Source organism: Limimaricola sp. AA108-03 (assembly GCF_050847355.1).
Lineage (GTDB): Bacteria > Pseudomonadota > Alphaproteobacteria > Rhodobacterales > Rhodobacteraceae > Limimaricola.
In genome coordinates, this window is the sequence record NZ_CP193763.1 from 40,353 (window position 1) to 59,851 (window position 19,499).

General features: G+C 61.4%; 22 protein-coding genes and 2 pseudogenes. 9 read left to right on the forward strand and 15 right to left on the reverse strand.

Annotated features, from left to right (window positions below; translation table 11 throughout):
* Nucleotides 1-161 precede the first annotated feature (161 nt).
* Nucleotides 162-1,508 carry a dihydrolipoyl dehydrogenase family protein gene (locus ACRAQ3_RS21350; RefSeq protein ID WP_099278752.1) on the forward strand — a complete coding sequence of 449 codons (1,347 nt, stop codon included), beginning with the start codon at nucleotides 162-164 and terminating at the stop codon, nucleotides 1,506-1,508.
* 237 nt (nucleotides 1,509-1,745) lie between these two features.
* On the opposite strand, the gene ACRAQ3_RS21355 is transcribed toward ACRAQ3_RS21350, so the two are convergent.
* The 13 genes and pseudogenes from ACRAQ3_RS21355 to ACRAQ3_RS21415 all read right to left on the reverse strand — a co-directional run bounded on the left by ACRAQ3_RS21355 (nucleotide 1,746) and on the right by ACRAQ3_RS21415 (nucleotide 10,934).
* Nucleotides 1,746-2,756 carry a sodium:calcium antiporter gene (locus ACRAQ3_RS21355; protein ID WP_432257192.1) on the reverse strand — a complete coding sequence of 337 codons (1,011 nt, stop codon included), beginning with the start codon at nucleotides 2,754-2,756 and terminating at the stop codon, nucleotides 1,746-1,748.
* Nucleotides 2,753-3,031 (reverse strand): annotated as a pseudogene (locus ACRAQ3_RS21360) (hypothetical protein); the annotation flags it as partial. The pseudogene ACRAQ3_RS21360 and the gene ACRAQ3_RS21355, both read right to left, overlap by 4 nt.
* A 217-nt stretch (nucleotides 3,032-3,248) precedes the next feature.
* A complete protein-coding gene (locus tag ACRAQ3_RS21365) occupies nucleotides 3,249-3,566 on the reverse strand; it encodes a penicillin acylase family protein (protein ID WP_254050203.1) in 318 nt (105 codons plus the stop codon).
* A 24-nt stretch (nucleotides 3,567-3,590) separates the two neighbouring features.
* Nucleotides 3,591-3,758, reverse strand: coding sequence for a hypothetical protein (locus tag ACRAQ3_RS21370; protein ID WP_099278717.1), 168 nt, complete (start codon nucleotides 3,756-3,758; stop codon nucleotides 3,591-3,593).
* On the reverse strand, nucleotides 3,758-5,329 hold the full coding sequence (gene lnt / locus ACRAQ3_RS21375; RefSeq protein ID WP_173812389.1) for an apolipoprotein N-acyltransferase: 1,572 nt from the start codon (nucleotides 5,327-5,329) through the stop codon (nucleotides 3,758-3,760). Before lnt ends, ACRAQ3_RS21370 begins: the two co-directional genes overlap by 1 nt.
* Nucleotides 5,326-5,820, reverse strand: a complete 495-nt coding sequence (gene lspA, locus ACRAQ3_RS21380) for a signal peptidase II (protein WP_173812390.1) — start codon at nucleotides 5,818-5,820, stop codon at nucleotides 5,326-5,328. The genes lnt and lspA overlap by 4 nt, the downstream gene beginning before the upstream one ends.
* Complete coding sequence (locus ACRAQ3_RS21385) at nucleotides 5,804-6,586, reverse strand: ZIP family metal transporter (protein WP_099278719.1); 783 nt, start codon at nucleotides 6,584-6,586, stop codon at nucleotides 5,804-5,806. The genes lspA and ACRAQ3_RS21385 overlap by 17 nt, the downstream gene beginning before the upstream one ends.
* Nucleotides 6,587-6,608: 22 nt before the next feature.
* On the reverse strand, nucleotides 6,609-7,067 hold the full coding sequence (locus ACRAQ3_RS21390) for a DUF411 domain-containing protein (RefSeq protein WP_099278720.1): 459 nt from the start codon (nucleotides 7,065-7,067) through the stop codon (nucleotides 6,609-6,611).
* A 1,094-nt stretch (nucleotides 7,068-8,161) separates the two neighbouring features.
* Nucleotides 8,162-8,788 carry an SCO family protein gene (locus tag ACRAQ3_RS21395; protein ID WP_099278721.1) on the reverse strand — a complete coding sequence of 209 codons (627 nt, stop codon included), beginning with the start codon at nucleotides 8,786-8,788 and terminating at the stop codon, nucleotides 8,162-8,164.
* A complete protein-coding gene (locus ACRAQ3_RS21400) occupies nucleotides 8,788-9,255 on the reverse strand; it encodes a copper chaperone PCu(A)C (RefSeq protein WP_099278722.1) in 468 nt (155 codons plus the stop codon). The genes ACRAQ3_RS21395 and ACRAQ3_RS21400 overlap by 1 nt, the downstream gene beginning before the upstream one ends.
* A gap of 28 nt (nucleotides 9,256-9,283) precedes the next feature.
* Nucleotides 9,284-9,943, reverse strand: a complete 660-nt coding sequence (locus ACRAQ3_RS21405; protein WP_099278723.1) for a DsbA family protein — start codon at nucleotides 9,941-9,943, stop codon at nucleotides 9,284-9,286.
* Nucleotides 9,940-10,362, reverse strand: coding sequence for a disulfide bond formation protein B (locus tag ACRAQ3_RS21410; RefSeq protein WP_099278724.1), 423 nt, complete (start codon nucleotides 10,360-10,362; stop codon nucleotides 9,940-9,942). Before ACRAQ3_RS21410 ends, ACRAQ3_RS21405 begins: the two co-directional genes overlap by 4 nt.
* A 5-nt stretch (nucleotides 10,363-10,367) precedes the next feature.
* Nucleotides 10,368-10,934 carry an SCO family protein gene (locus ACRAQ3_RS21415; RefSeq protein WP_099278725.1) on the reverse strand — a complete coding sequence of 189 codons (567 nt, stop codon included), beginning with the start codon at nucleotides 10,932-10,934 and terminating at the stop codon, nucleotides 10,368-10,370.
* Nucleotides 10,935-11,111: 177 nt separating this feature from the next.
* On the opposite strand from ACRAQ3_RS21415, the gene ACRAQ3_RS21420 reads away from it, so the two are divergent.
* From ACRAQ3_RS21420 to ACRAQ3_RS21435, 4 genes and pseudogenes are all read left to right on the forward strand, one after another.
* Entirely contained in the window at nucleotides 11,112-11,540 is a 429-nt protein-coding gene (locus tag ACRAQ3_RS21420; RefSeq protein WP_432257193.1) for a MerR family transcriptional regulator, read from the forward strand.
* Nucleotides 11,507-11,863 carry a YnfA family protein gene (locus ACRAQ3_RS21425; protein WP_216823340.1) on the forward strand — a complete coding sequence of 119 codons (357 nt, stop codon included), beginning with the start codon at nucleotides 11,507-11,509 and terminating at the stop codon, nucleotides 11,861-11,863. The genes ACRAQ3_RS21420 and ACRAQ3_RS21425 overlap by 34 nt, the downstream gene beginning before the upstream one ends.
* A 105-nt stretch (nucleotides 11,864-11,968) precedes the next feature.
* A pseudogene (locus ACRAQ3_RS21430) lies at nucleotides 11,969-12,705 on the forward strand (transglutaminase-like domain-containing protein).
* Complete coding sequence (locus ACRAQ3_RS21435; RefSeq protein WP_253331591.1) at nucleotides 12,695-13,609, forward strand: cation diffusion facilitator family transporter; 915 nt, start codon at nucleotides 12,695-12,697, stop codon at nucleotides 13,607-13,609. The pseudogene ACRAQ3_RS21430 and the gene ACRAQ3_RS21435 overlap by 11 nt, the downstream one beginning before the upstream one ends.
* A gap of 427 nt (nucleotides 13,610-14,036) precedes the next feature.
* Here the strand turns inward: ACRAQ3_RS21435 and mntR are convergent, their stop codons facing one another.
* Complete coding sequence (mntR, locus tag ACRAQ3_RS21440) at nucleotides 14,037-14,507, reverse strand: manganese-binding transcriptional regulator MntR (protein ID WP_269398771.1); 471 nt, start codon at nucleotides 14,505-14,507, stop codon at nucleotides 14,037-14,039.
* A 93-nt stretch (nucleotides 14,508-14,600) separates the two neighbouring features.
* Between mntR and ACRAQ3_RS21445 the strand changes: the two genes are divergently transcribed.
* From ACRAQ3_RS21445 to phnE, 4 genes are read left to right on the forward strand one after another with little or no spacing between them, the layout of a single operon-like run.
* Nucleotides 14,601-16,481 (forward strand): cytochrome c peroxidase, encoded by a 1,881-nt coding sequence (locus ACRAQ3_RS21445; RefSeq protein WP_269398772.1) that lies wholly within the window; start codon nucleotides 14,601-14,603, stop codon nucleotides 16,479-16,481.
* Nucleotides 16,481-17,356, forward strand: a complete 876-nt coding sequence (locus tag ACRAQ3_RS21450) for a phosphate/phosphite/phosphonate ABC transporter substrate-binding protein (RefSeq protein WP_269398773.1) — start codon at nucleotides 16,481-16,483, stop codon at nucleotides 17,354-17,356. Before ACRAQ3_RS21445 ends, ACRAQ3_RS21450 begins: the two co-directional genes overlap by 1 nt.
* 8 nt (nucleotides 17,357-17,364) lie before the next feature.
* Nucleotides 17,365-18,135, forward strand: a complete 771-nt coding sequence (locus ACRAQ3_RS21455) for a phosphonate ABC transporter ATP-binding protein (protein ID WP_269398774.1) — start codon at nucleotides 17,365-17,367, stop codon at nucleotides 18,133-18,135.
* A complete protein-coding gene (gene phnE / locus ACRAQ3_RS21460) occupies nucleotides 18,135-18,893 on the forward strand; it encodes a phosphonate ABC transporter, permease protein PhnE (protein ID WP_256500271.1) in 759 nt (252 codons plus the stop codon). Before ACRAQ3_RS21455 ends, phnE begins: the two co-directional genes overlap by 1 nt.
* Nucleotides 18,894-18,896: 3 nt before the next feature.
* Here phnE and ACRAQ3_RS21465 read toward each other — a convergent pair whose 3' ends face one another.
* On the reverse strand, nucleotides 18,897-19,295 hold the full coding sequence (locus tag ACRAQ3_RS21465; protein WP_269398775.1) for a L,D-transpeptidase family protein: 399 nt from the start codon (nucleotides 19,293-19,295) through the stop codon (nucleotides 18,897-18,899).
* Between the last annotated feature and the right edge of the window lie 204 nt (nucleotides 19,296-19,499).

The following is a 19,499-nucleotide window of genomic DNA, read 5'->3' on the forward strand; positions in this document are numbered from 1 at the left end:
CTACTGCTGCGACAGATGCGCCATGGGGCCGAGCTCCCGAATGAAAGCCCGCATGATGGTCCGTATGGCCCCGATGCTTGTTGGACTTGTCGGCGCCGGGGCTTTCGCGGGCTGGCTGGCCGCGCGTGGCAGTCGGAAAACCCGATCAAAGGAGATTTGAAATGAGCAAGACATACGACGTCATCGTCATCGGAAGCGGCACCGCCGCGACCACCGTGGCCAAGCGTGTCAGCGCCGCTGGCCGAAGCGTGGCCGTGACTGATTTCCGTCCCTATGGCGGCACTTGTGCCCTGCGCGGCTGCGATCCCAAGAAGATGCTGATCGGTGGCACCTCTGCCTCCGATCATGCCCGGCGAATGCAGGGCAAGGGGGTCGAGGGCGACGTGCGGATCGACTGGCGCGAATTGCTGGAATTCAAGCGCGGCTTCACTGACCCGGTGCCGGAGAAGAAGGAGAAGAGCTTCTCCGAAAGCGGCATCGCGACCTTCCACGGGCGGGCCCGCTTTGTCGGTCCGAATGCGGTGGAGGTCGATGGCGAGACCCTGGAGGCCAAGCACATCGTTCTGGCGACCGGCTCTGAGGCGATGAAGCTGGGGATTCCCGGTGAAGAGCATTTGATCGACAATGAGCGCTTCCTCGAAATGGAGAGCCTGCCGCGCCGCATCGTGCTGGTCGGTGGAGGCTATATCGCGGCGGAATTTTCCCACATCGCGGCGCGGGCCGGGGCGGAGGTGACGATCCTCCAGCATGGGGATCGGATGCTGACGGGGTTCGATCCGGATCTGGTCGGATGGTTGATGGAGAAATACGAAGAGATCGGCGTCACCCTGCATACCGGCACCGAGGTCGAGCGCGTCGAAAAGACCGGGGATGCCTTTCGCGTAACCGCCACCGGCGAAGGGGGATCGAGAACCTTCGATGCGGATCTCGTCGTGCACGCGGCTGGCCGCAAGCCCGATTTCGCGCCGCTTGCTCTTGAGGCGGCTGGCGTCGAACTGCATGACGGCAAGCTGGCGCTCAACGAATACCTGCAAAGCACCTCGAACCCAGCCGTTTACGCCGCCGGCGACACGGCCCAGATGGGCCCGCCGCTGACTCCCGTGTCCAACCATGATGGAAAGGTGGTTGCGGCAAACCTGCTTGAGGGCAATCACAGCACGCCGAACTACAAGGGCGTGCCCTCGGTCGCCTTCACCCTGCCGCTGATTGCTCGTGTGGGGCTCGACGAGGCCGAGGCCCGGGAGCAGGGGTTGAAGTTCCGCATGCAGTGCGACCGGACACCCGGCTGGTTCTCGACGCGCCAGCAGGCGGAATCCGTCTCCGGCTACAAGGTTCTGGTCGAGGACGGCAGCGAGCGCATTCTGGGCGCGCACCTGCTGGGACCGCATGCCGATGAGGTCATCAATGTCTTTACCCTTGCCGTGCGGCACGGGCTGACGGCCGACCAGCTCAAGGACACGATGTTCGCCTATCCCACTGGAGCGTCCGACATCTCGTCGATGTTGTGAAGGTAGGTAACGTGGGGGAACGCAGTCCCTGTCTGGCTTCTGCGGGTCACAGAGTGTGGGACTAATTTTTCAGCGCCACAGGGCGGTGATCGCAAGGTCTGCTCCTGCTGCGACAAGAGGAAGACGTGCCAAGAGGGGAGATTGCGGATCTCGTCAAGAACACCGTTTGGGCTTCTACTGACGAGACAGGTGGAGCGCCGCGAGGTGCTCCGCTCGTTTTTTGCGACGATGAATGCCTCATCCGCCCGTGCCGAAGGGCTGCACCCAGACCACCAGAAGGACAAGGTAAAGCCCGTAGATGACCGGCAGAGCAAGGACCTGCCACAGCCGGAAGCCCTTGCGCCCCCACCAGATGAAGGCGGTGTAAAGCGCGGGCATCAGGGCCACGAAGCTCAGCGTGACCCAGAACAGCTGGAAATCATCGATCGTCATCCCGACGATCGTCAGCGGAATGAAGGCCAAGGTCATGGTCACGGCATGATCGCCGATGACGCTGGTCACGCCCGACGTGACCTGGCCGCTGCGGGCGACATACCAGGTCGCGAAAATTTCCGGCAGTGCCGCCACGGGAGCAGTGATGAAGAGGCCGCCGATGATCTTGGACAGCCCGAACGCGGCCACGATCTTCTCGGTGGAGAAGACGGTGAAGTAGGCGCCAATGGCCAGGGACGCCACACCGGCCGCTGCCAGCCGCTTCTCCTTTGAACTCCACTCGACCTCTTCGCTGTCGCCGCGTCCGCGCAACAAGGCCTGCGTGACATAGGCAAGATAGCCCAGCAGCAGGAGCCAGCCGTCGAGGGGCTGGAGGCCACGCCAGGGCGCGGGCAGCGTCAGCAGGGCAAAGAGCGCGATGATCCCCAAATAGGGCAGGGCCTGCATCGTGACGGCCCGGCGATCCACCTCCAGGAGATGCGCCCGCCGGTGTTCGGCGTGATTGTCATGCCCCTCAATGCGCTTCCTGCGCGTCGCGGCGTAGGCCGTCACCACCATCAGGGGAATGGCGAGCACGTTCGACCCCAGCAGCGCGCCCAGACCGATATCACCGACACCGCGCAGGGCGCTCGTGGTGTTGATGCCGATCTCAGGAGAGGCCGCGGCCAGGCCGACGAAGGCGCCGCCGGCGGCCACAGAGAAGCCCCACTGCTTGCGCAGCTTCTTCAGAGGCTCCGCCAGATGCTCCGCGCCCCAATGCGCGGCCCAGACGGCAGCCAACAGCACCGGTATCCAGATCAGAAGATTGCTACTCATACCATGTCCTGCGCTTCCCGGGAGGCAACGCCCTCGGGGCCGCGAACGGTTCCGCCGGTTCTGGATGTCTCTCGATCAGGACGGCCTACAGTGACGCTCCCCTTGTCCGGCCGAAAGAACAGCAACCGAAGCGCATTCAGAGTCACGAGGACGGTCGCGCCCGTATCGGCGAGAATGGCAATCCACAGACCGGTGACCCCGAGGATCGTGGTCACGAGAAAGACCAGCTTCAGGCCGAGAGCGATGACGATGTTCTGACGGATGTCTGCCATGGTGCCAATGCAGTCAGGCTGGACTTTGGCGAGGCGGTAAACAATTCAAGTGTCATCGGTCGCATGGGACATCCACACATGACGGACGTGACCCCGTGATCATTCTCTCATCCGCGATCAATCGTTCGGGTGAGCCTCTGCCGCGCCCGCCTTCGAACACTAGCCCAAGCCGCGCGTTGACACCGGCGGAATATACTTCGAGTGCATCGGATGGCGGAGATTAAATCTCGCCCATCTGCTCAAGTGGCAACAGGGCTTGTGCTGCGCGCCTTGTCTTCAACAACTGACCAAGCCTATCTTGCGTGTAAATGAAGCCGAGCGCGAAATAGGCTTCCGCAGCGGAGCCTGCGGAAATGTGCGGTATGGCTGAAGTATCCCGCAGGATATCGACCGGGCCTTCTATACCCTCAACGCTAAAGTCCTCCTCATACTTAGGAACGGAGGCGCGCAGCAGAAAGTAGGCGACACCGGAAACGACCAAGCCTGCTGCGCAAACCGCCAGGAACGAGCGAAATAATATGTTGAACAGTCGTCTCAATTCGTTGCCGGTGCCAAAGTAATCTCAGGACGTGATGCGCAAGAGAATCACCGAGGTGAAAAAAGCGATGAGACCAAAAGCAATACCGAAGCTTGTCGCGTATTGAAGTATATCCAGGCGGTTCCCTTCCCGCCGTCGCGCCAGATAGCCATCCCAGAGCGCCCCTCCGACAAAGCCTGCGAGCACCAGCATCACGATTCCTCCGATCTTGAGTATTTTGTATTCGAACGTCGTTTGGTCAATCTGACGGCAAAGATCAGGGCCCAGGCCGCACAGATGAGCGCCAGCGACGTCCAATCGCCGAAACGTGCGTAAGGCGTGGGCGCTAGCGCTGTCGGCAGGTTGGCATCTATGACCCCTGTTTGCCCGGTGTCGAGGCGCGCGACGATCTCTCCGTTGGCGTCGATGATCGCGGATATCCCGGTGTTGGCCGCGCGGACCACGGGAAGACCTTCCTCAACCGCGCGCATGCGTGCGGATGCAAGGTGTTGCTCGGGCCCGATGCTGGTTCCGAACCAGGCATCATTTGTGGCGTTGAATATCCAATCGGGACGGAAAAGATCATCGACCACATGGCCCGGAAAAATGATCTCGTAACAGATTGCCACCGCGACCGGAGGAGCACCCGGGATCGCCAGCGTGCGTGGCTCTGGTCCTGGCGTGAAATCGCCCAAACCTTCGGTCAGCCGCTCGATCGGCAGCCAGCCTCTCAGGGGCACATATTCCCCGAACGGAACAAGATGATGTTTTGCATATCCCGTCAGAATTTCGCCGCTGCTGTCATAGGCCTGAACCGTGTTGAAATATCGGGTTCCCCCATCGCCCTCTAGGCGGTCAGGCACACCTGTCAAAAGGATCCTGTCGTCTGGCAAAACCGTGGATAACCGCGTGCGCGCCGCAGCGTCCTCGTCCAAAAAACCGGGAAAGGCCGTTTCCGGCCACAGCAGCAGATCAAAACGTCCGGGTGGCGCGGACAAGCGCAGGTATTTTTCCAACGTGCTTTCTCGGCTGCCCGGCGCCCACTTCTCGACTTGAGGCACATTGCCTTGCACAACGCGCAAAGCAATGTCCGTCGGCGGCACGTCCTGCCTCAATCGAAGCACACCGCCACCCCCGAGACCCGTCACCGCAACGCCGAAGAGTGCGAGAACGAACGCGCGTTTTTTTGGCGCGTCCACAAGCAAAACACCCGGCAATATGCCGATGAAGACTGTGAGAAAGCTCAGACCGTAGCTTCCGACCCAAGCAGCGGGTTGGCGCAAGGCGGCATGATCGAGAAGGGCATAAGCGGCAAGGTTCCAGGGAAACCCCGTCAGGACATGACCACGCAGCCATTCTGCGGCAACCCAGCAGGTTGCAAGCAGAAGGCCTGCCGAAATGCCGCTGACAGTACGGCGCTGCATGATGGTGGCAAATAACATCGCCGCAATAGCCGGGAAAATGGCCAGTCCGGCGGACAGTCCCGCGACTGCCGGGATCGCGAGGGCACCGAAACGCTCGGTATCGACGTAAAAGCTCTCGGCGATCCAGGAAATTCCAAACCCGAACTGGCCCATTCCGAAGACCCAGCCGATGAAGAAGGCAGGCGTTGTCGAAACCTGCCGGAGCACGAGAAAGAGTGCTGAGAAGGCGACCGGAACAACGATGAGCCATGAGAACGGTGGAAGGGCCAGAACCGTCAGACCGCCCGCCGCAAAGCTAATCCCGGACCGCAGGGGAATGTAACGGCCCCGACCAGTCAGTGATGGCAAGCCCGTAATCATGGGCCATTCTGAAACTTGGCGCTCAACCAAAGCGCTATCAGCAGCAGGCCCACGCCGCCGACCACGAAAACATCCGCCATGTTGAAGGCGGGCCAATGCGTGGATCTGACGTAGAAATCGAGGAAGTCCGTCACACCCCGAAACTGGATGCGGTCCATAACGTTGCCGAGCGCGCCACCGATAATCGCACCATAGGCGATAGCCTCAACCGGGTTGGCAGTGCGCACCCACATGACCGTCAACCAGCCGCAGATAACGAGGGCCAACGCCGTAAGGCTCCACCATGGCGCTCCACCAAATAGTCCGAATGTTACGCCATCGTTGCGCAGGTAGATGAGATTGAATCCGGGAAAGACCGGAATTCCGGCGCTCAAATCTGCCGCATTGGCGACGACAATTGCTTTTGTCACCTGATCGACAATAAAAGCAGTTCCAGCCGCAATGAAACCTTGGAAAAGGGACTGTTTCATCTCATCATCCCAGCCATACATCGAGGAACAACATGATCACGAGGCCGACCGCGAGACCGAAAGTCGCCCTGTTTTGATGGCCGGAACGGTGGGTCTCCGGAATGATTTCGTGACTGATGACGTAGAGCATCGCCCCGGCAGCGAAGGCGAGGCCCCAAGGCAACAGCGGCTGCGAGATGCTGATGATGCCAGCGCCAAGAAGCCCGCCTACCGGCTCGACAAGACCTGTCAGGGCGGCAATCCCCCACGCGCGGCGCCTAGAATATCCTTCACCAAGCAATGAGACCGCTACGGCGAGACCCTCGGGAGCGTTTTGTAGCCCTATGCCGATCGCAAGCGGCAAGCCGCCAGAGAAACCGTCAGCGCCGAACCCGACACCAACGGCAAGACCTTCGGGAAAATTGTGGATCGTGATCGCGAAAATGAAGAGCCAGACACGGCGCAGCGAAGCAGCGTCGGGGCCTTCCCGCCCCGTCTTGAAATGTTCATGCGGCAGCCTTTCGTTCATCAGAGCGACCGCGCCCATGCCAAGCAGGATCGCAACACAAACGATGGCCGCGGGGAGTGCACCGTTGTCGAACTGTCCTTCGGCTGCGTCGAGAGCCGGGATGATCAGCGAGAAGAACGAGGCTGCGAGCATGACACCTGCGGCGAAGCCAAGCAGAAGATCGCGCGTGGCTCGGGAGGGGATGCGCCCAAAGAGAACGGGGACCGCCCCGACGGCTGTCAGCGATCCGGCGGCCAGGCTTCCAAGAAAGCCGAGGGCTATTGGGAAGGAAGTTTCCATGCGCTGAGGTCTCGTCGATACGTCAGTCAGAGGCCGAGTAACTGCTAAAGACCTCGGTCGACCCGTCGCCGCGGATCAGGAACACGTCATAGGCCTCGCGATCGTCTTCCGGTCCCATGCCGGGCGAGCCATAGGGCATCCCTGGCACCGCCAGCCCAACTGCATCCGGGCGCTCGTCCAACAGACGCTGGATGTCGGACGCCGGTACGTGGCCTTCGATCACGTAACCGTCGACCAAAGCCGTATGGCAGGACACCATGCGCTGCGGCACGCCATTGTCGACTTTGAAACGTACGAGAAGTCCCCCGAACATGTCCTCGCCCTTCGGCGCAAAGCCGTTTTCCTCAAGGTGCTTCATCCAGGACAGGCAACACCCGCAGCCGCTGGTTTTGCGGACATCGATCGGGATCGCCTCGGCGAAAGCTTGTGCCGCAGGCAGCAAAGCGAACGCGACCGCAAGGGCGGGAGCTAGTCGTTTCATAGAATAAAGCCTTTCGAGTTGTTGTTTGCATAAGTTCGCTGGTGAGACGTTCAGCCAAGAGCGGGCGCGCCTCACTCGGTCGCTCAAGTGCGGTCGTGTCGTCTGTCTCACGCTCGGCCGCCTCTGTAACCCGGTCGCCTGAAAGCGGGTCGGTGGGACGACCGTCCATGAACACTTCATAAGGCAGGTTGGGCCGGTTGCAGTTGCGGTCGCATCAACGCGACCGATCACATGGCCGGCCATCACGCGCTGCCCTTGTTCGTGATCGTCCGGCACCTCGCAGGGATGGGCAGGGCTTGTAAGCGCGTCGAAGCCATGCGCCATCCCAACCACCCGACCATACCCACCGCGACGGCCGATGAAGCGTTCCTGTCTTGCGCCTCGTGCCAAAGGAACCGCAGCAACTCGCCGCCGGAGAGTTCGCTTCGAAAATCCTCGTACCGCCCAGCATTCGCGCCAAGTCGCCCGAGAAGCGTGCAGGGGGGCTTGCCTTGTCAAGCGTATCGAGAGCAGAACTTTCGATCACTGCCTCGCTTGCGAAAATTACCATCTCGGGGTCTGGCCCCAATACGCCGATGACAAGATCCCTACCCAGGATCGTTTCGATCTGCACCCCGTCGTCGACGGCCAGTTCCACGCGCCTTGGGTTCCCCTCCGCTTTTGAGATCACGGCGACCGCATGCCATGGGCGCAATCGGCGGGGATCATATTCCACACCAAGTGCCAGGGCGATCTCTGCGCGGGCAGGTGCAGGAATGCCAGCGTCCGCTAGGACCACATCCAGTATCTCGCCCGACGCGATCTCATGCGTCCAAACGATTAAAGGCAGCTCTATCCCGGGCAACGAGGTTTCGGCGAAGGCAGGCTGCAATAGAGTGATAGGTCGAATTGGGCACCCCCCATCGGCTTGTGGTGCTTTAGGCAGCGTCACAACGTGGTCGACAAGTTGCGGTACCGAGAGCGGATCGGGGGTCCAAAGCGTTGTTTCGGCAATTGCTGGGGCATCGGTTCTTTCGACAGAACTCCAGAGATGGCGATGGTAGTCACCGAACATGCGCCTGCGACCGCCACGGTCCTCAAAACAGCTCGCTTCTTCATGTTGCCCCCGCTACGTCCTCTGGCAGTGCGCGCCGGATCTTCGGCACTGCGAATTCTCGTGGCTCGTGATAGTCGATCATGGTGACGTGCTCACCCTCGGCATCGAACAGGAACACGCTTGCCGTATGGTTCATTGTGTAACCCCCGCCCTTGGTTGGAACGCGCTCGTATAAGGCACGAAATCCTTCTGCAGCGCGGGCAATTTGGTCTTCCGGCCCCGTCCAGCCGCGGATGGCCGGATGAAAATAGCCGACGTATTCGGCCATGGCCTCGACCGTGTCCCGCTCCGGATCGACCGTGATGAAGGCCACGTTCATCTGCGCGGCCGCGTCTCCGAGATCGTCAAGCCAGCCGGAGATATCCGACAGAGTCGTTGGGCAGACGTCTGGACAGTAGGTGAACCCGAAGAACACCATGGTCGGGCGGCCGATCAGGGTGTCTGGGCCCACTTCATTGCCTTCATGATCGGTCAGACGGAAGTCCATTGCCGACAGGGCTAGGGGCCGTTGGCCAGCTGGTTTCGAGGCACCGGGTCCGTCCACGCGCCACCATCCGACACCAAGCATCAGTCCGAGAGCGCCTGCACCCGCTGCACCGTATCGAAGCAAATGCCGACGCTGCATCAGCCCTCCGGCCCGCGCGCGGCAATGTCCAGGATCGGGACGTCGACAGTCACTTCGTCGCCGTCCGAGAAGGTCAGTGTCAGCGGGAAAGTCTCGCCTTCGGTCATCGGGTTTTGCAAGTTCATCAGCATGACGTGTAGCCCGCCTGGCTCCAATGCTAGGCTTTCGCCCGCTTCAATCGTGATCTCTCCAGCAGGCGTCATTGAACTTACGCCATCGGCATTGGTTTTCGTCTCATGGATTTCGGGCATCATGGCCAAAGGTGTTGTAAGCCCGGTCAACGTGACCGCGTCTTCACCCGTGTTGCGCACGATCATATAGGCGGCACCCGGACGGCTCGCGCCGATGGAGGCGCGGGACCACGCGTTCTCGACATTCACATCTTCCGAGCCGGAAAATGCCGGGGCCGACAAGCCCGCGAGCATAAAAATAACGGCCAATCCCTTGACGTATGGTCGCTTTTTCATGACAATTCTTCCTGTATCTGTCCGCGCATCAACTTTGGCTGGCCGTAACTTCCGCAGCCACCAGTCGCCGCAGTTCGGCCTCACCGAACGGGTCTAGCGGCTTGGCGTTCACGAAGAACGTGGGCGTTTGCCGCACGCCAACCGTTTCGACATCAGCGCGGTCATGGTTGAGCACTGCCACGACACCGGGGGCCAGCATTTGTGTCCGGGCTGCTTCGACATCCAGACCTCCGCTTGCAGCAATCTCAAGGATCAAGCCAGGTGCAGGGGTCCCATGGGATGCCCACCGGGGCTGCTCTCGCAAGACCGCTTCGAGCACCGGTTCGAACACGTCCTGCATCCGCGCAGCTTCAAGCACACGGATCGCTTCCACCGAAGCTTCACCGTGAAAAGGCGTGTATCGGATCACGACACGCACCGCATCTCCGTGTTCAGCCATGATATCCTTGACTACGGGATGGAACGCGCGGCAGGCCTCGCAAGCTGGATCGAAGAATTCGACGATCGTGACCGGCGCGGTCTCAGGTCCGAGGATCGGGGAATAGGGCCGGATCAGCACGTCGTTCACCTCAGGTGCGAGGGGTCCTGCCTCGGCCACGGGTTGGGGACGGGTGGCATACCAGGCCGCGCCGCCGAAGCCTGCGGCACCAATGCCGAGAACGGACAAAAGGAGGCCGCGTCGATTCATGTTTGCTTTTCCTTGAGTGAAAGAGCTGATAGCAGCCCGATTAGCGCAAAGGCGACAAGCGCCATCAGTGGAATCGGTATGCCGAAGAGCAGCTGGTTATCGTCAGTGCAAGAGGGGCCGGTCGCCATGCAAGGCTGGATACGCTCGGGGATTAGGCCGACATAGAGGCCCATATGCCAAAACGCGACGGCGGCACCACCCAAGGCCAACGCGACTCCGTATCGGCCCACGCGCGGGTCCTGCCACCACAATCCGAGCCCCAGAACGATGGCCAAGGGGAACATGAAGGCTCGTTGGAACCAGCAGAGCACGCAAGGCGCTTGTCCGAGCACTTCGCCGACAAAGAGCACGGCGAGAGATGAGGTGAACGCAATGATCCACGCCAGGCCAAGAGCCGTTTCTCCGGAAAGTCGGGTCATGGCGATCAGATCCTCTTTCTCAGATCGGCAAGGATCTCTTCGGCCGGGGTGCCGTAGGACCAGGAGTCCACAAAGCCCGCCTGTGGATCAAAAAGGAACAGGTGAGATGTATGCCCCATTGTATAACCATCCGGCGCGCTGGCTTCCTCGATCCGCTCGAAATAAATTGGAAAGGTCTCGGCTGTCTCTGCGATCTGCTTTGATGTGCCTGTGAGCCCGATAATGCCCGAGTCAAAGCGCGGAACGAAGTCGGCGAGAGCCATTGGAGTATCCCGCTCGGGATCAATCGATATGAAGATCGGTTGCACTTTTTCGGCATCCTCGCCCAGACCATCCACGACGGCAGCTACTTCCGCGAGCGTCGTCGGACAGACATCGGGACAGTTGGCAAACCCGAAGAACACCAACATCCAGCGCCCCGCGAAATCCTCCTCGGTACGGATCATGCCTTGGTGATCAGTCAGCTCGAACTCCGCGACAAACGCTGGATCGTCAGTGTTCTGGGCGCGGTCGGCGCGGTAGTCCCACCACAGCAACAGCCAGATGAAAGCGAACACAGCCGCGCCCGCCAAGACCCATAATACCCGCCGAAGACCTGAAAGCTTCACGTCGCTCCGCCCATTGTCGATTCTAACTTTGCTGCGTGTTTAGCTCCTCTAGCCACTGTAGATTCAAGGGATATTTCACCGGAACTTGTGCGGCATAGCGCTTAACTCTACACACACTGTAGGTAAGGCGGAGAGGTGGATATGCTGGCGATCGGTTATCTGGCGAAGAAGACGGGCACGAAGGTGCAAACCATCCGCTATTACGAGCAGGTCGGCCTGATGCCCGAACCGGGGCGGACCGATGGTGGACAGCGCCGCTATGGAAATGCCGAGCTCGACCGCCTGTCTTTCATCCGTCATACCCGGCAGCTTGGCTTCTCGCTCGATGCGATCCGTGAACTGCTCGACCTCAGCGATCATCCCGCCCGGTCCTGCGAGGAGGCGGACGCCATTGCCCGGCGCCAGCTCAAGCAGGTCGAACAACGCATGGCCCGGCTCGAGGTGCTGCGGCTGGAGCTGGAACGCATGATCGAGGAATGCAGTGGCGGGCGAGCGGCGGATTGCCGCGTGCTCGAAGTGCTGCGCGATCACTCGGAATGCCTGACGGACCACGAGGGCATCGGCACTTGAACGCCGTCATCGCCTATCCGCTGGCCGCGATCGCCGAGATCGCCGGATGCTTTGCCGTCTGGGCCTGGTGGCGGCTTGGCGCCTCGCCGCTTTGGCTCTTACCCGGCATAGTCTCATTGGCACTGTTCGGATGGCTGCTCGCACAGGTCGAGACGTCCTCGGCGGGGCGTGCCTTCGCGGCCTATGGCGGTGTCTACATCGCCGCCTCGGTGCTCTGGATGTGGCTGGCCGAAGGACATCGTCCGGATCGGTGGGATCTTATCGGGACGATGGTGAGTCTGACGGGCGCAATGATCATTCTCGCGGCGCCACGCGGCACGTAAGCGGAAACGCTTGAAGCTACAGTCACTGTAGGGACTATCTCTTTTCCCGACGATTCGTGGAGAGAGTTCGTGCAAACTTCCCCCTGCCTGACGGCAACCACCCCGATGTTGGATTTCAAGGTCCCAGCCATCGCCGCTCTGATCGAGGCGCGGGGCTGGTCACGTTTGCCGCAAGCCGATCGGATTGGCGCCATCTACGATTTCGTGCGCAACGACATTCCCTTTGGCTACAACCGGGCGGATGACATCTCGGCCAGCGACGTGCTGCGGGACGGCCATGGTCAGTGCAACACCAAGGCCACCCTGTTGATGGCGCTCCTGCGCGGCGTGGGGTGCCATGCAGGCTGCATGGGTTCACGATACACAAGGCGCTTCAGCGCGGCGTGGTGCCGGAGGCGGCCTATCCGTGGGCTCCGGCGGAAATACTGCATTCCTGGGTCGAGGTCGAACTGGATGGTGATTGGCTGAACCTCGAAGGGTTCATTCTCGACAGCCCATATCTTCAGGCGATCCAAGCCGCTTTCCCGGACCGGGATAGTCTGTGCGGCTATGGTGTCGGCACGGATCGCCTTGACGCGCCGCAGGTCGGGTGGACCGGTGAGGATACCTACATCCAGAAGACCGGGATTGCCCGTGATCTCGGAACCTTCGCTTCACCCGACGATTTTTTCGAGAACCGAAAACAGGCGATCGGCCCCTTCAAGGAGCAGCTGTATCGCCATGCGATCCGCCATTGGATGAACGCGCGGGTGCGCAAGATCCGGAATGGTGGTGTCCCTCCGGTGCCTGGACTGGGTGCCCGGAGGAAAGGTCTACCGAAGGAGCATGGACATGCCGCATGACCACAGCCACGCGCATCTCGATCCCGAATCCGGGGATCGGCGTGTTTCCATAGCGATATGGGCCAATGCTCTGCTGACCGTGGCGCAGATCGTCGGCGGCATATTCGCCGGCAGTCTCGCGCTGATCGCGGATGCGCTGCACAACTTCTCGGACATGGCCTCGCTCGTCATCGCCTTCGTCGCCCGCAAGATCGCGCGTCGGCCCGCGGATTCGACGATGACCTTCGGCTATGGGCGGATCGAGATCGTGGCCGCCCTCATCAACTACACGACGCTCATTCTCGTCGGCTTCTACCTGATCTATGAAGGCGGCATGCGGATGATCGATCCGCCCGAGGTGCGCGGTTGGACGGTCGTCATCCTTGGCGGGATCGCTCTGGTCATCGATGCACTGACCGCGGGCCTTACCTATTCGATGCAGAAGGGCAGCGTGAACATCCGGGCACTGTTTCTGCACAATCTTTCGGATGCGCTCGCCTCGGTGGCTGTCATCATCGGTGGCACGCTGATCCTCCTATACGACCTGCGCTGGGTCGACCCCGCCATCACCATCGGCATCGCGTTCTATATCCTTTACTTGGCACTGACCGAAATTAGCGGGCCAATCCGGACCCTGATGCTCGGCAGTCCGCCTGATATCGACAGTGACGCCGTTGTTCAGGCAATGCGGGACGCCGATGGCGTTCGGGATGTCCACCACGTGCATCTTTGGCAAATGCAGGAGCATGAGGTCGCTCTCGATTGCCACGTGGTGCTGGATGATCAGGGCTGGGCGCGCATCGAAAGCGTGAAAGCCGACATCAAGTCCCGATTGAAGGACGGCTTCGGTATCGCCCATTCAAGTCTGGAGTTCGAGCACGAGGGAAATGCCCATCAGAACGCCGAGTTGTATGGGCACGGGTAGGCAAAGCCGACCTGTCCTCGAAACGGGTCGCCCAGCTGCTGGTCGACCCGATGCTTCGGCTTCCAGAGACGCGCCTTTCAAGCGGCCTTGCCGCCGACCTGCTTGGCAAAGCAGTCCTCGTGGCCGCAACATTATCGCGGCATGAACCACGTCAGACTTCCGGGGGGCTGGTTTGCTTCAGCCACGTGGCCATGCTCGATGTTTCGACAGCAGCGTAGTGCTCGCCTCCGCTGAAGGGACAATGCCGACAGGCTCGACCGGGCGGCGGTTGATGAGCCGGTCGACCCATTCAAGGATCGCGCATGTCATCTCTCCGGAGCTCCGCCACGATCCTTCGTAAGCGACGACTTTGGACTTGGAGAGCGCATGGATTTCTCAGTTCTCCGCAGACGTCCATTGGTCGCCGGCAAAAGTCGGAACCGCGAGGTCAAGGCTTTTCATGAGCGCGCGTCACCACCGCCTCGAAGGCTTCCAGAGTGGTTTCGCTGACGTGGTGTTCGATCCCTTCGGCGTCCCGTTCCGCCGTTTCCTCATCGATCCCAAGGCTCAGGAGAAACGCCACCACGATACGGTGACGCCTACGGCAGGCCCCTGCCAGTTTCTGTCCCTCAGGGGTGAGAAAAATGGCTCTATACCTCTCGCGGGAAACGAGGCCTGCCTCCTTTAGTCTTGAGATGTTCTTGGTGACCGTGGGGGGTTTCACACCCAGGCGCTCGGCGATGTCCACCGGTCTCGCTTCGCCCTGAATCTCGATCAGCTCGGCGATCAATTCGACATAGTCTTCGGCCATTTCGCTCTCATGCGCCTGGCGCACGGTCGCGAAGCCTTCCGCCTGCGCCTTGGCATCCCTGTCGCTCGCGTCGGACGCCTCACGTCCATGTATCTGCAATTTCGTCATGCCCGGACATTGCCGCGATCTGGCGGGAATGACAACTTGTTAGCACTATCTATATATGTTAGCGTCGGCTAACTTTTGAGACCGGAGAACGCTGTGACCTCGAGATTTCCTGCATTGTTGCTTGCCGCTTTTGCAGGGGCGCTTGCCCTCTCTGGCTCTGCTTTGGCGACTCCTGCCAAAGAGGCGCCCTGGCTTCCCGAAGCGGCCGCCTATCGGCTGACACTCTTCCTCGGAAATCTCGAGCCGTTGCCCTGGGACGACGTAGAGGCCGCTTGGTCTGAACCCCACCGCAACTCGGATTTCTCGTTCGGCGCGCTGGCGCGTCTGGATGAAGATAGCGACGTGAAGCCTGACACGCTCATGGATGCTATCTCGAGCGAGGACCGGCATGCGGTCTTCGCCGAGGCGACGCGATTGATCGCGCTTAGGCTCGAAGAAGAGCTGGATCGGGCCATTGCGGCCGAAAGCCCGGCGACCGCGCAGCGGGCCGTGCGCGAAGCCCGTGAACTTTACCGCGCCTTCGCGGACGGCATCGCCGCCGCCGATCCCGAAGCTTCGAGGCGTATCGGCCGCGCATGGCTGGAACTCGCCAGCAGCGCGGGTTCTCCCGGTCTCCTTGGCGCAGGCACGACACCTACCTCCACCGAAGCAATGGCAACCGCGCGCGCAGTCATCTCGGACTATCTCGCCGACAACTATCTCCTCGACACTTTCACGACGCGGCGGACGCTGAGCGCTCTACCGGAAACAGCGGTGCTGAGTGGCCGCTCCGTCGAAGTGCCGCCAAGCCTGCCGCCCGGCTCGGATATTTTCGATCAGGACCCGCTGCCGCTGCTTGTGCTCAACTTCGAGGAGCAGGGCATAGATGAAACGGACCTCCCACTCGTCGCCTATGGCGACATGCTGTTCGACAGCGCGCAGATCTTCGGCAGTCCCGCGCGTGATATCGGAATCGCCTGTTCGACCTGTCACAACCGCTCGGACGTGAACCAGCGCCTCTTCATCCCCGGCGCCAGCCACCAGCCCGGTGCGATCGACGTGGATGGCGCATTCTTCAATCCCATCTTCAACGACCGGCGCGACGACCCGATTGATATTCCGAGCCTGCGCGGACTGCGCTTCACCGGACCCTATGGCCGCGATGGCCGCTTCGCTTCCCTGCGCGATTTCAGCCGCAACGTGATCGTCAACGAGTTCGGCGGCGAGGAGCCGACGCCCTTCATGCTGGACGCGCTGGTCGCCTACATGCTCGAATTCGACTTTCTGCCCAACGCCATGCTGACAGCCGATGGTAGGCTTACCAGTGCCGCGCCAGAGGCCGCTCGACGCGGCGAGGCGATCTTCAGCCGTCCCTTCGCAGGCCTCGGCGACCGTTCCTGCGCCAGTTGTCATGTCCCGGACGCGAACTTCCTGGATCGTCAGGCACACGACATCGGCTCAGTCGCGCAGGTCTATGAAGGCGCTCGTGCCGGTGCACTGGATACCCCAACGCTGCTCGGCACCGTCTATACAGCACCCTATTTCCACGACGGATCGCTGCCGACACTGGCGGCTGTCGTGAACTGGTTCGACGAGACGAAATCGCTTGGGCTGACCGAGGCGGATCGTGACGACCTCACGGCCTATCTGGAAGCTGTGGGCGCGGCGGATGAGCCTTATGAGGCCTTCGGCAGCGAAAACACAGCCTTCCGGCTGGCATTTTCCGAGCTCACGACGTTTGCCTCGACACTCGACACGCTGATCCCACAACGGGATGCGGAGCATATCCTGCTGCTGGTCGACACTGTCGCGGCGGATCTCGCGACCGACGCCGGCACCATGTCCAACCTTGCCGCCCGCCCCGATGTCTACGCGCTGGCCGAAGGGCTGGAGGAAGTCGGCGCTGCGGTGCGCGACGAGGACTGGGCGGCCGCGGAAGCAAGCTGGAGCGCGTTCAAGTCCGACGCCAACGCGATTGACGAAAGGGCCTTCTGATGGCGACGAAACTGAACCGCAGAGCCGTTCTGGCCATGGCTGGAGCAAGCACAGTGCTTCTGGCGGCGCCCCTTGCCGCGCAAGATGATACGTTACGCCTTGCCTTCATTCCGCAGGAAAATCCCGACAAGCTGCTGGGGGATATCGAGGCCATCACAGGCTGGCTGTCCGAGCAGATCGGCGTGCCTGTCGAGGGCTTCGTCACCATCGACCATGCCGCCGCGGTCGAGGCGTTGAGGAACGGTGACGCGGATATCTCCTTCATGGGGGCGCTGCCCTTTGTTCTGGCCGAGGCCGAGATCGACGCGATCCCGCTCCTGTCCGAGGTCTACCGCGGTGATCCGAGTTACACCGGCCGCGTTTTCGTTCGCCGCGACGCCGGCATCCAGTCGCTCGCCGACCTGCGTGGTAGGGACATCGCCTTCGCCGATCCGATATCGGAGTCGGGCTATCTTTACCCGCTTGCCGAGTTCGAGCGCGCGGGGCTGATCGACCGCCCGGAGGCCGCCGACGCGTTCTTCGGACGGGTCTTCTTCGCGGGTGGCTATCAACAGGCAATGCAGGCGATGGCCGAAGGGCTGGTCGCGGCGGCAGGCGCCAGTCAGTATGCCGATCTCCTGCTCACGCCGGAGCAGCAGTCGCAGGTGACCTGGATCGCGGAGAGCGATGCCATTCCCAGCCACGTGGTGATCGCTCGGCCAGGGCTGGACGTTGGCCTGCGCACGCGGTTCGTCGATGCCATGATGATGCTGAACAAGCCAAAGCACCGCGACAAACTGCGCTTTCTTTATGGGCCAGATGGATACGTCAGAGCCGATCCCGCCGCCTACGAAGGTGTGCGCGACTTGGCAAGGCGATACGGACTATTGAAATGAGCCCGGCCGTGCAGATCGACGACCTGAGCTTTGCCCATCCGGGTTCGGATCTTCCGGCTCTGGAAAGGATTTCTCTGCTCGTTCCCCCGGGGGAAAGCATCGCTCTGCTCGGTCCCTCTGGTGCGGGCAAGACGACGCTCCTGGCACTGCTCGACGGTAGGCTCCGGGGCTGGCAAGGGCGAACTTCGGTCTTGGGAGCGTCGCTCGATCCCGATCGACCGCCTCTGCGCGCGCGACGCCCTGACACAGGCTTCGTGTTCCAGGAATTCGCCCTGGTCGAACGGTCCACGGTCCTACGCAACGTTCTCAATGGCCGCTTGGGGCGCATGTCGCCTTTGCGCGCCTTGATGGGATCGCCGACTTCGCATGATCTGGAAACTGCGCTTGCCGCGCTCGCCGACTGCGGCATCGCCGATCTCGCCGAGCGCAGAGTCGACAGTCTCAGCGGCGGACAGCGGCAGCGCGTTGCCATCGCACGCTGTCTGGCGCAGGAGCCGCGACTGATCCTTGCAGACGAGCCGGTAAGCAGTCTCGACCCCGCCCGGGCAGCCGAGATTCTGACGCTGCTGACAGGCGCGGCACGAGCGCGCGGCGCAACGGCGATGTTCTCGTCGCATCAGCCCGATCTGGCGCGGCGTTTCGCGCAACGCATCGTAGGTATAAGCGGTGGGCGGATCGTCTTCGATGTCCCGACCTCCGACCTGAGCGAGGAGGCGACTGCGAACCTATACCGGGACACAGAGCGGATGCCCGGTGTCGGTCTGCGAGCGGTGTCCTGATGCGGTTTCGCGGGTTCGGCGGTTTCGCGGCCAGCACATTGGTCGCCGGTGCAATTCTGTGGTCTTTCATGACGACCGACGTCGAGTTCTCGCGTCTCCTGTCGGCCGGGCCCCGGATCGCAGAATTTCTCGGCCGGATGTTTCCCCCTGATCCGACCGTGATGAGGGAGATCATGAAGGGCGGCGCCGAAACGCTCAGGATCGCGATCCTTGGCTCTCTGGGAGCGGTGGTCCTGTCGGCCCCGCTCGGTATTCTTGCGTCCGAAACGATGGTGTCTCCGCCGCTCTATCGAACGGTTCGAACACTTCTCGCCTTCATCAGGGCGATACCTCTGATTCTTGTGGCGATGCTCATGGTTGGTGCCGTCGGCCTCGGCCCGCTGCCCGGCATCATCGCCGTTGCCTTTCATGCGACCGGAATGCTCGCCAAGTTCTATGCCGAAGCGATTGACGGTGTTTCCCGTGCGCCCATCGCGGCGCTCGAAAGCGCGGGCGCTGGACCGCTGGCGCGTCTTCGGCACGCGATCTGGCCCCAAATGGCGCCGGTTATTGCTCGTGACACGATTTTCCGGTTCGAGCTCAACCTGCGCGAGTCGCTGATCCTCGGCATCGTCGGTGCAGGCGGGATCGGCTTCTACATCCAGACCTACGTGCGGTCTTTTCAATACGACAAGGCTGCCAGTGTGACGCTCGCAGTCATCGTCATGGTCGTTGCCATCGAGGCCATCAACGTCGCGCTGCGCCGTCGCTTTGCCTGATCGTCAGGCGTAGATATCGATGGGCGTCCCATTCCGCACCATGGCGTAGATCTCTTCGATCTGACGGTCCGACACCGAGATGCAGCCTGCCGTCCAATCGCGGACATCCATGGGGTCGACCCCGGGTCTCGGGCCGCCATGGATGAAAATGTCCTTTCCGGGAGGTCGGCCAAGCGCTTCCGCAAACGCGATGTCGGCCTCATTGGGATAGGAAATGCCGATGGGCCAATCAGGATTGGCGCGCGACACAGATGGGGTTGCCGCTTGTCGATCGCAACGGCTCCAAGGTCGTTCTCTCCGGCCCACTATGCTCATACCAATAGCAAGTATCTTCAGGAAGAAGGCGCGCCGTGATGCGGTTCTGGTCAGGCGCGGCGAGGACAGCGACAGCTTCTGGAACACTGCCGATCTTGGACTAAGCATTGTCTTCCATCGTAGGCGCAGCACAACCTGCAAGGGCCAGTGTTGTTACCATGATCACCGCGGGCCGTTGAAGCATATCCATTTCACCCTTTTGGCAGGTGAACCCCATTATCTGACGATAGCGGCGCGTTTGAAGTTGCCGCCGGTCGGTTTCCCTGCTGAGCGAAAATACTGTTTTACCCC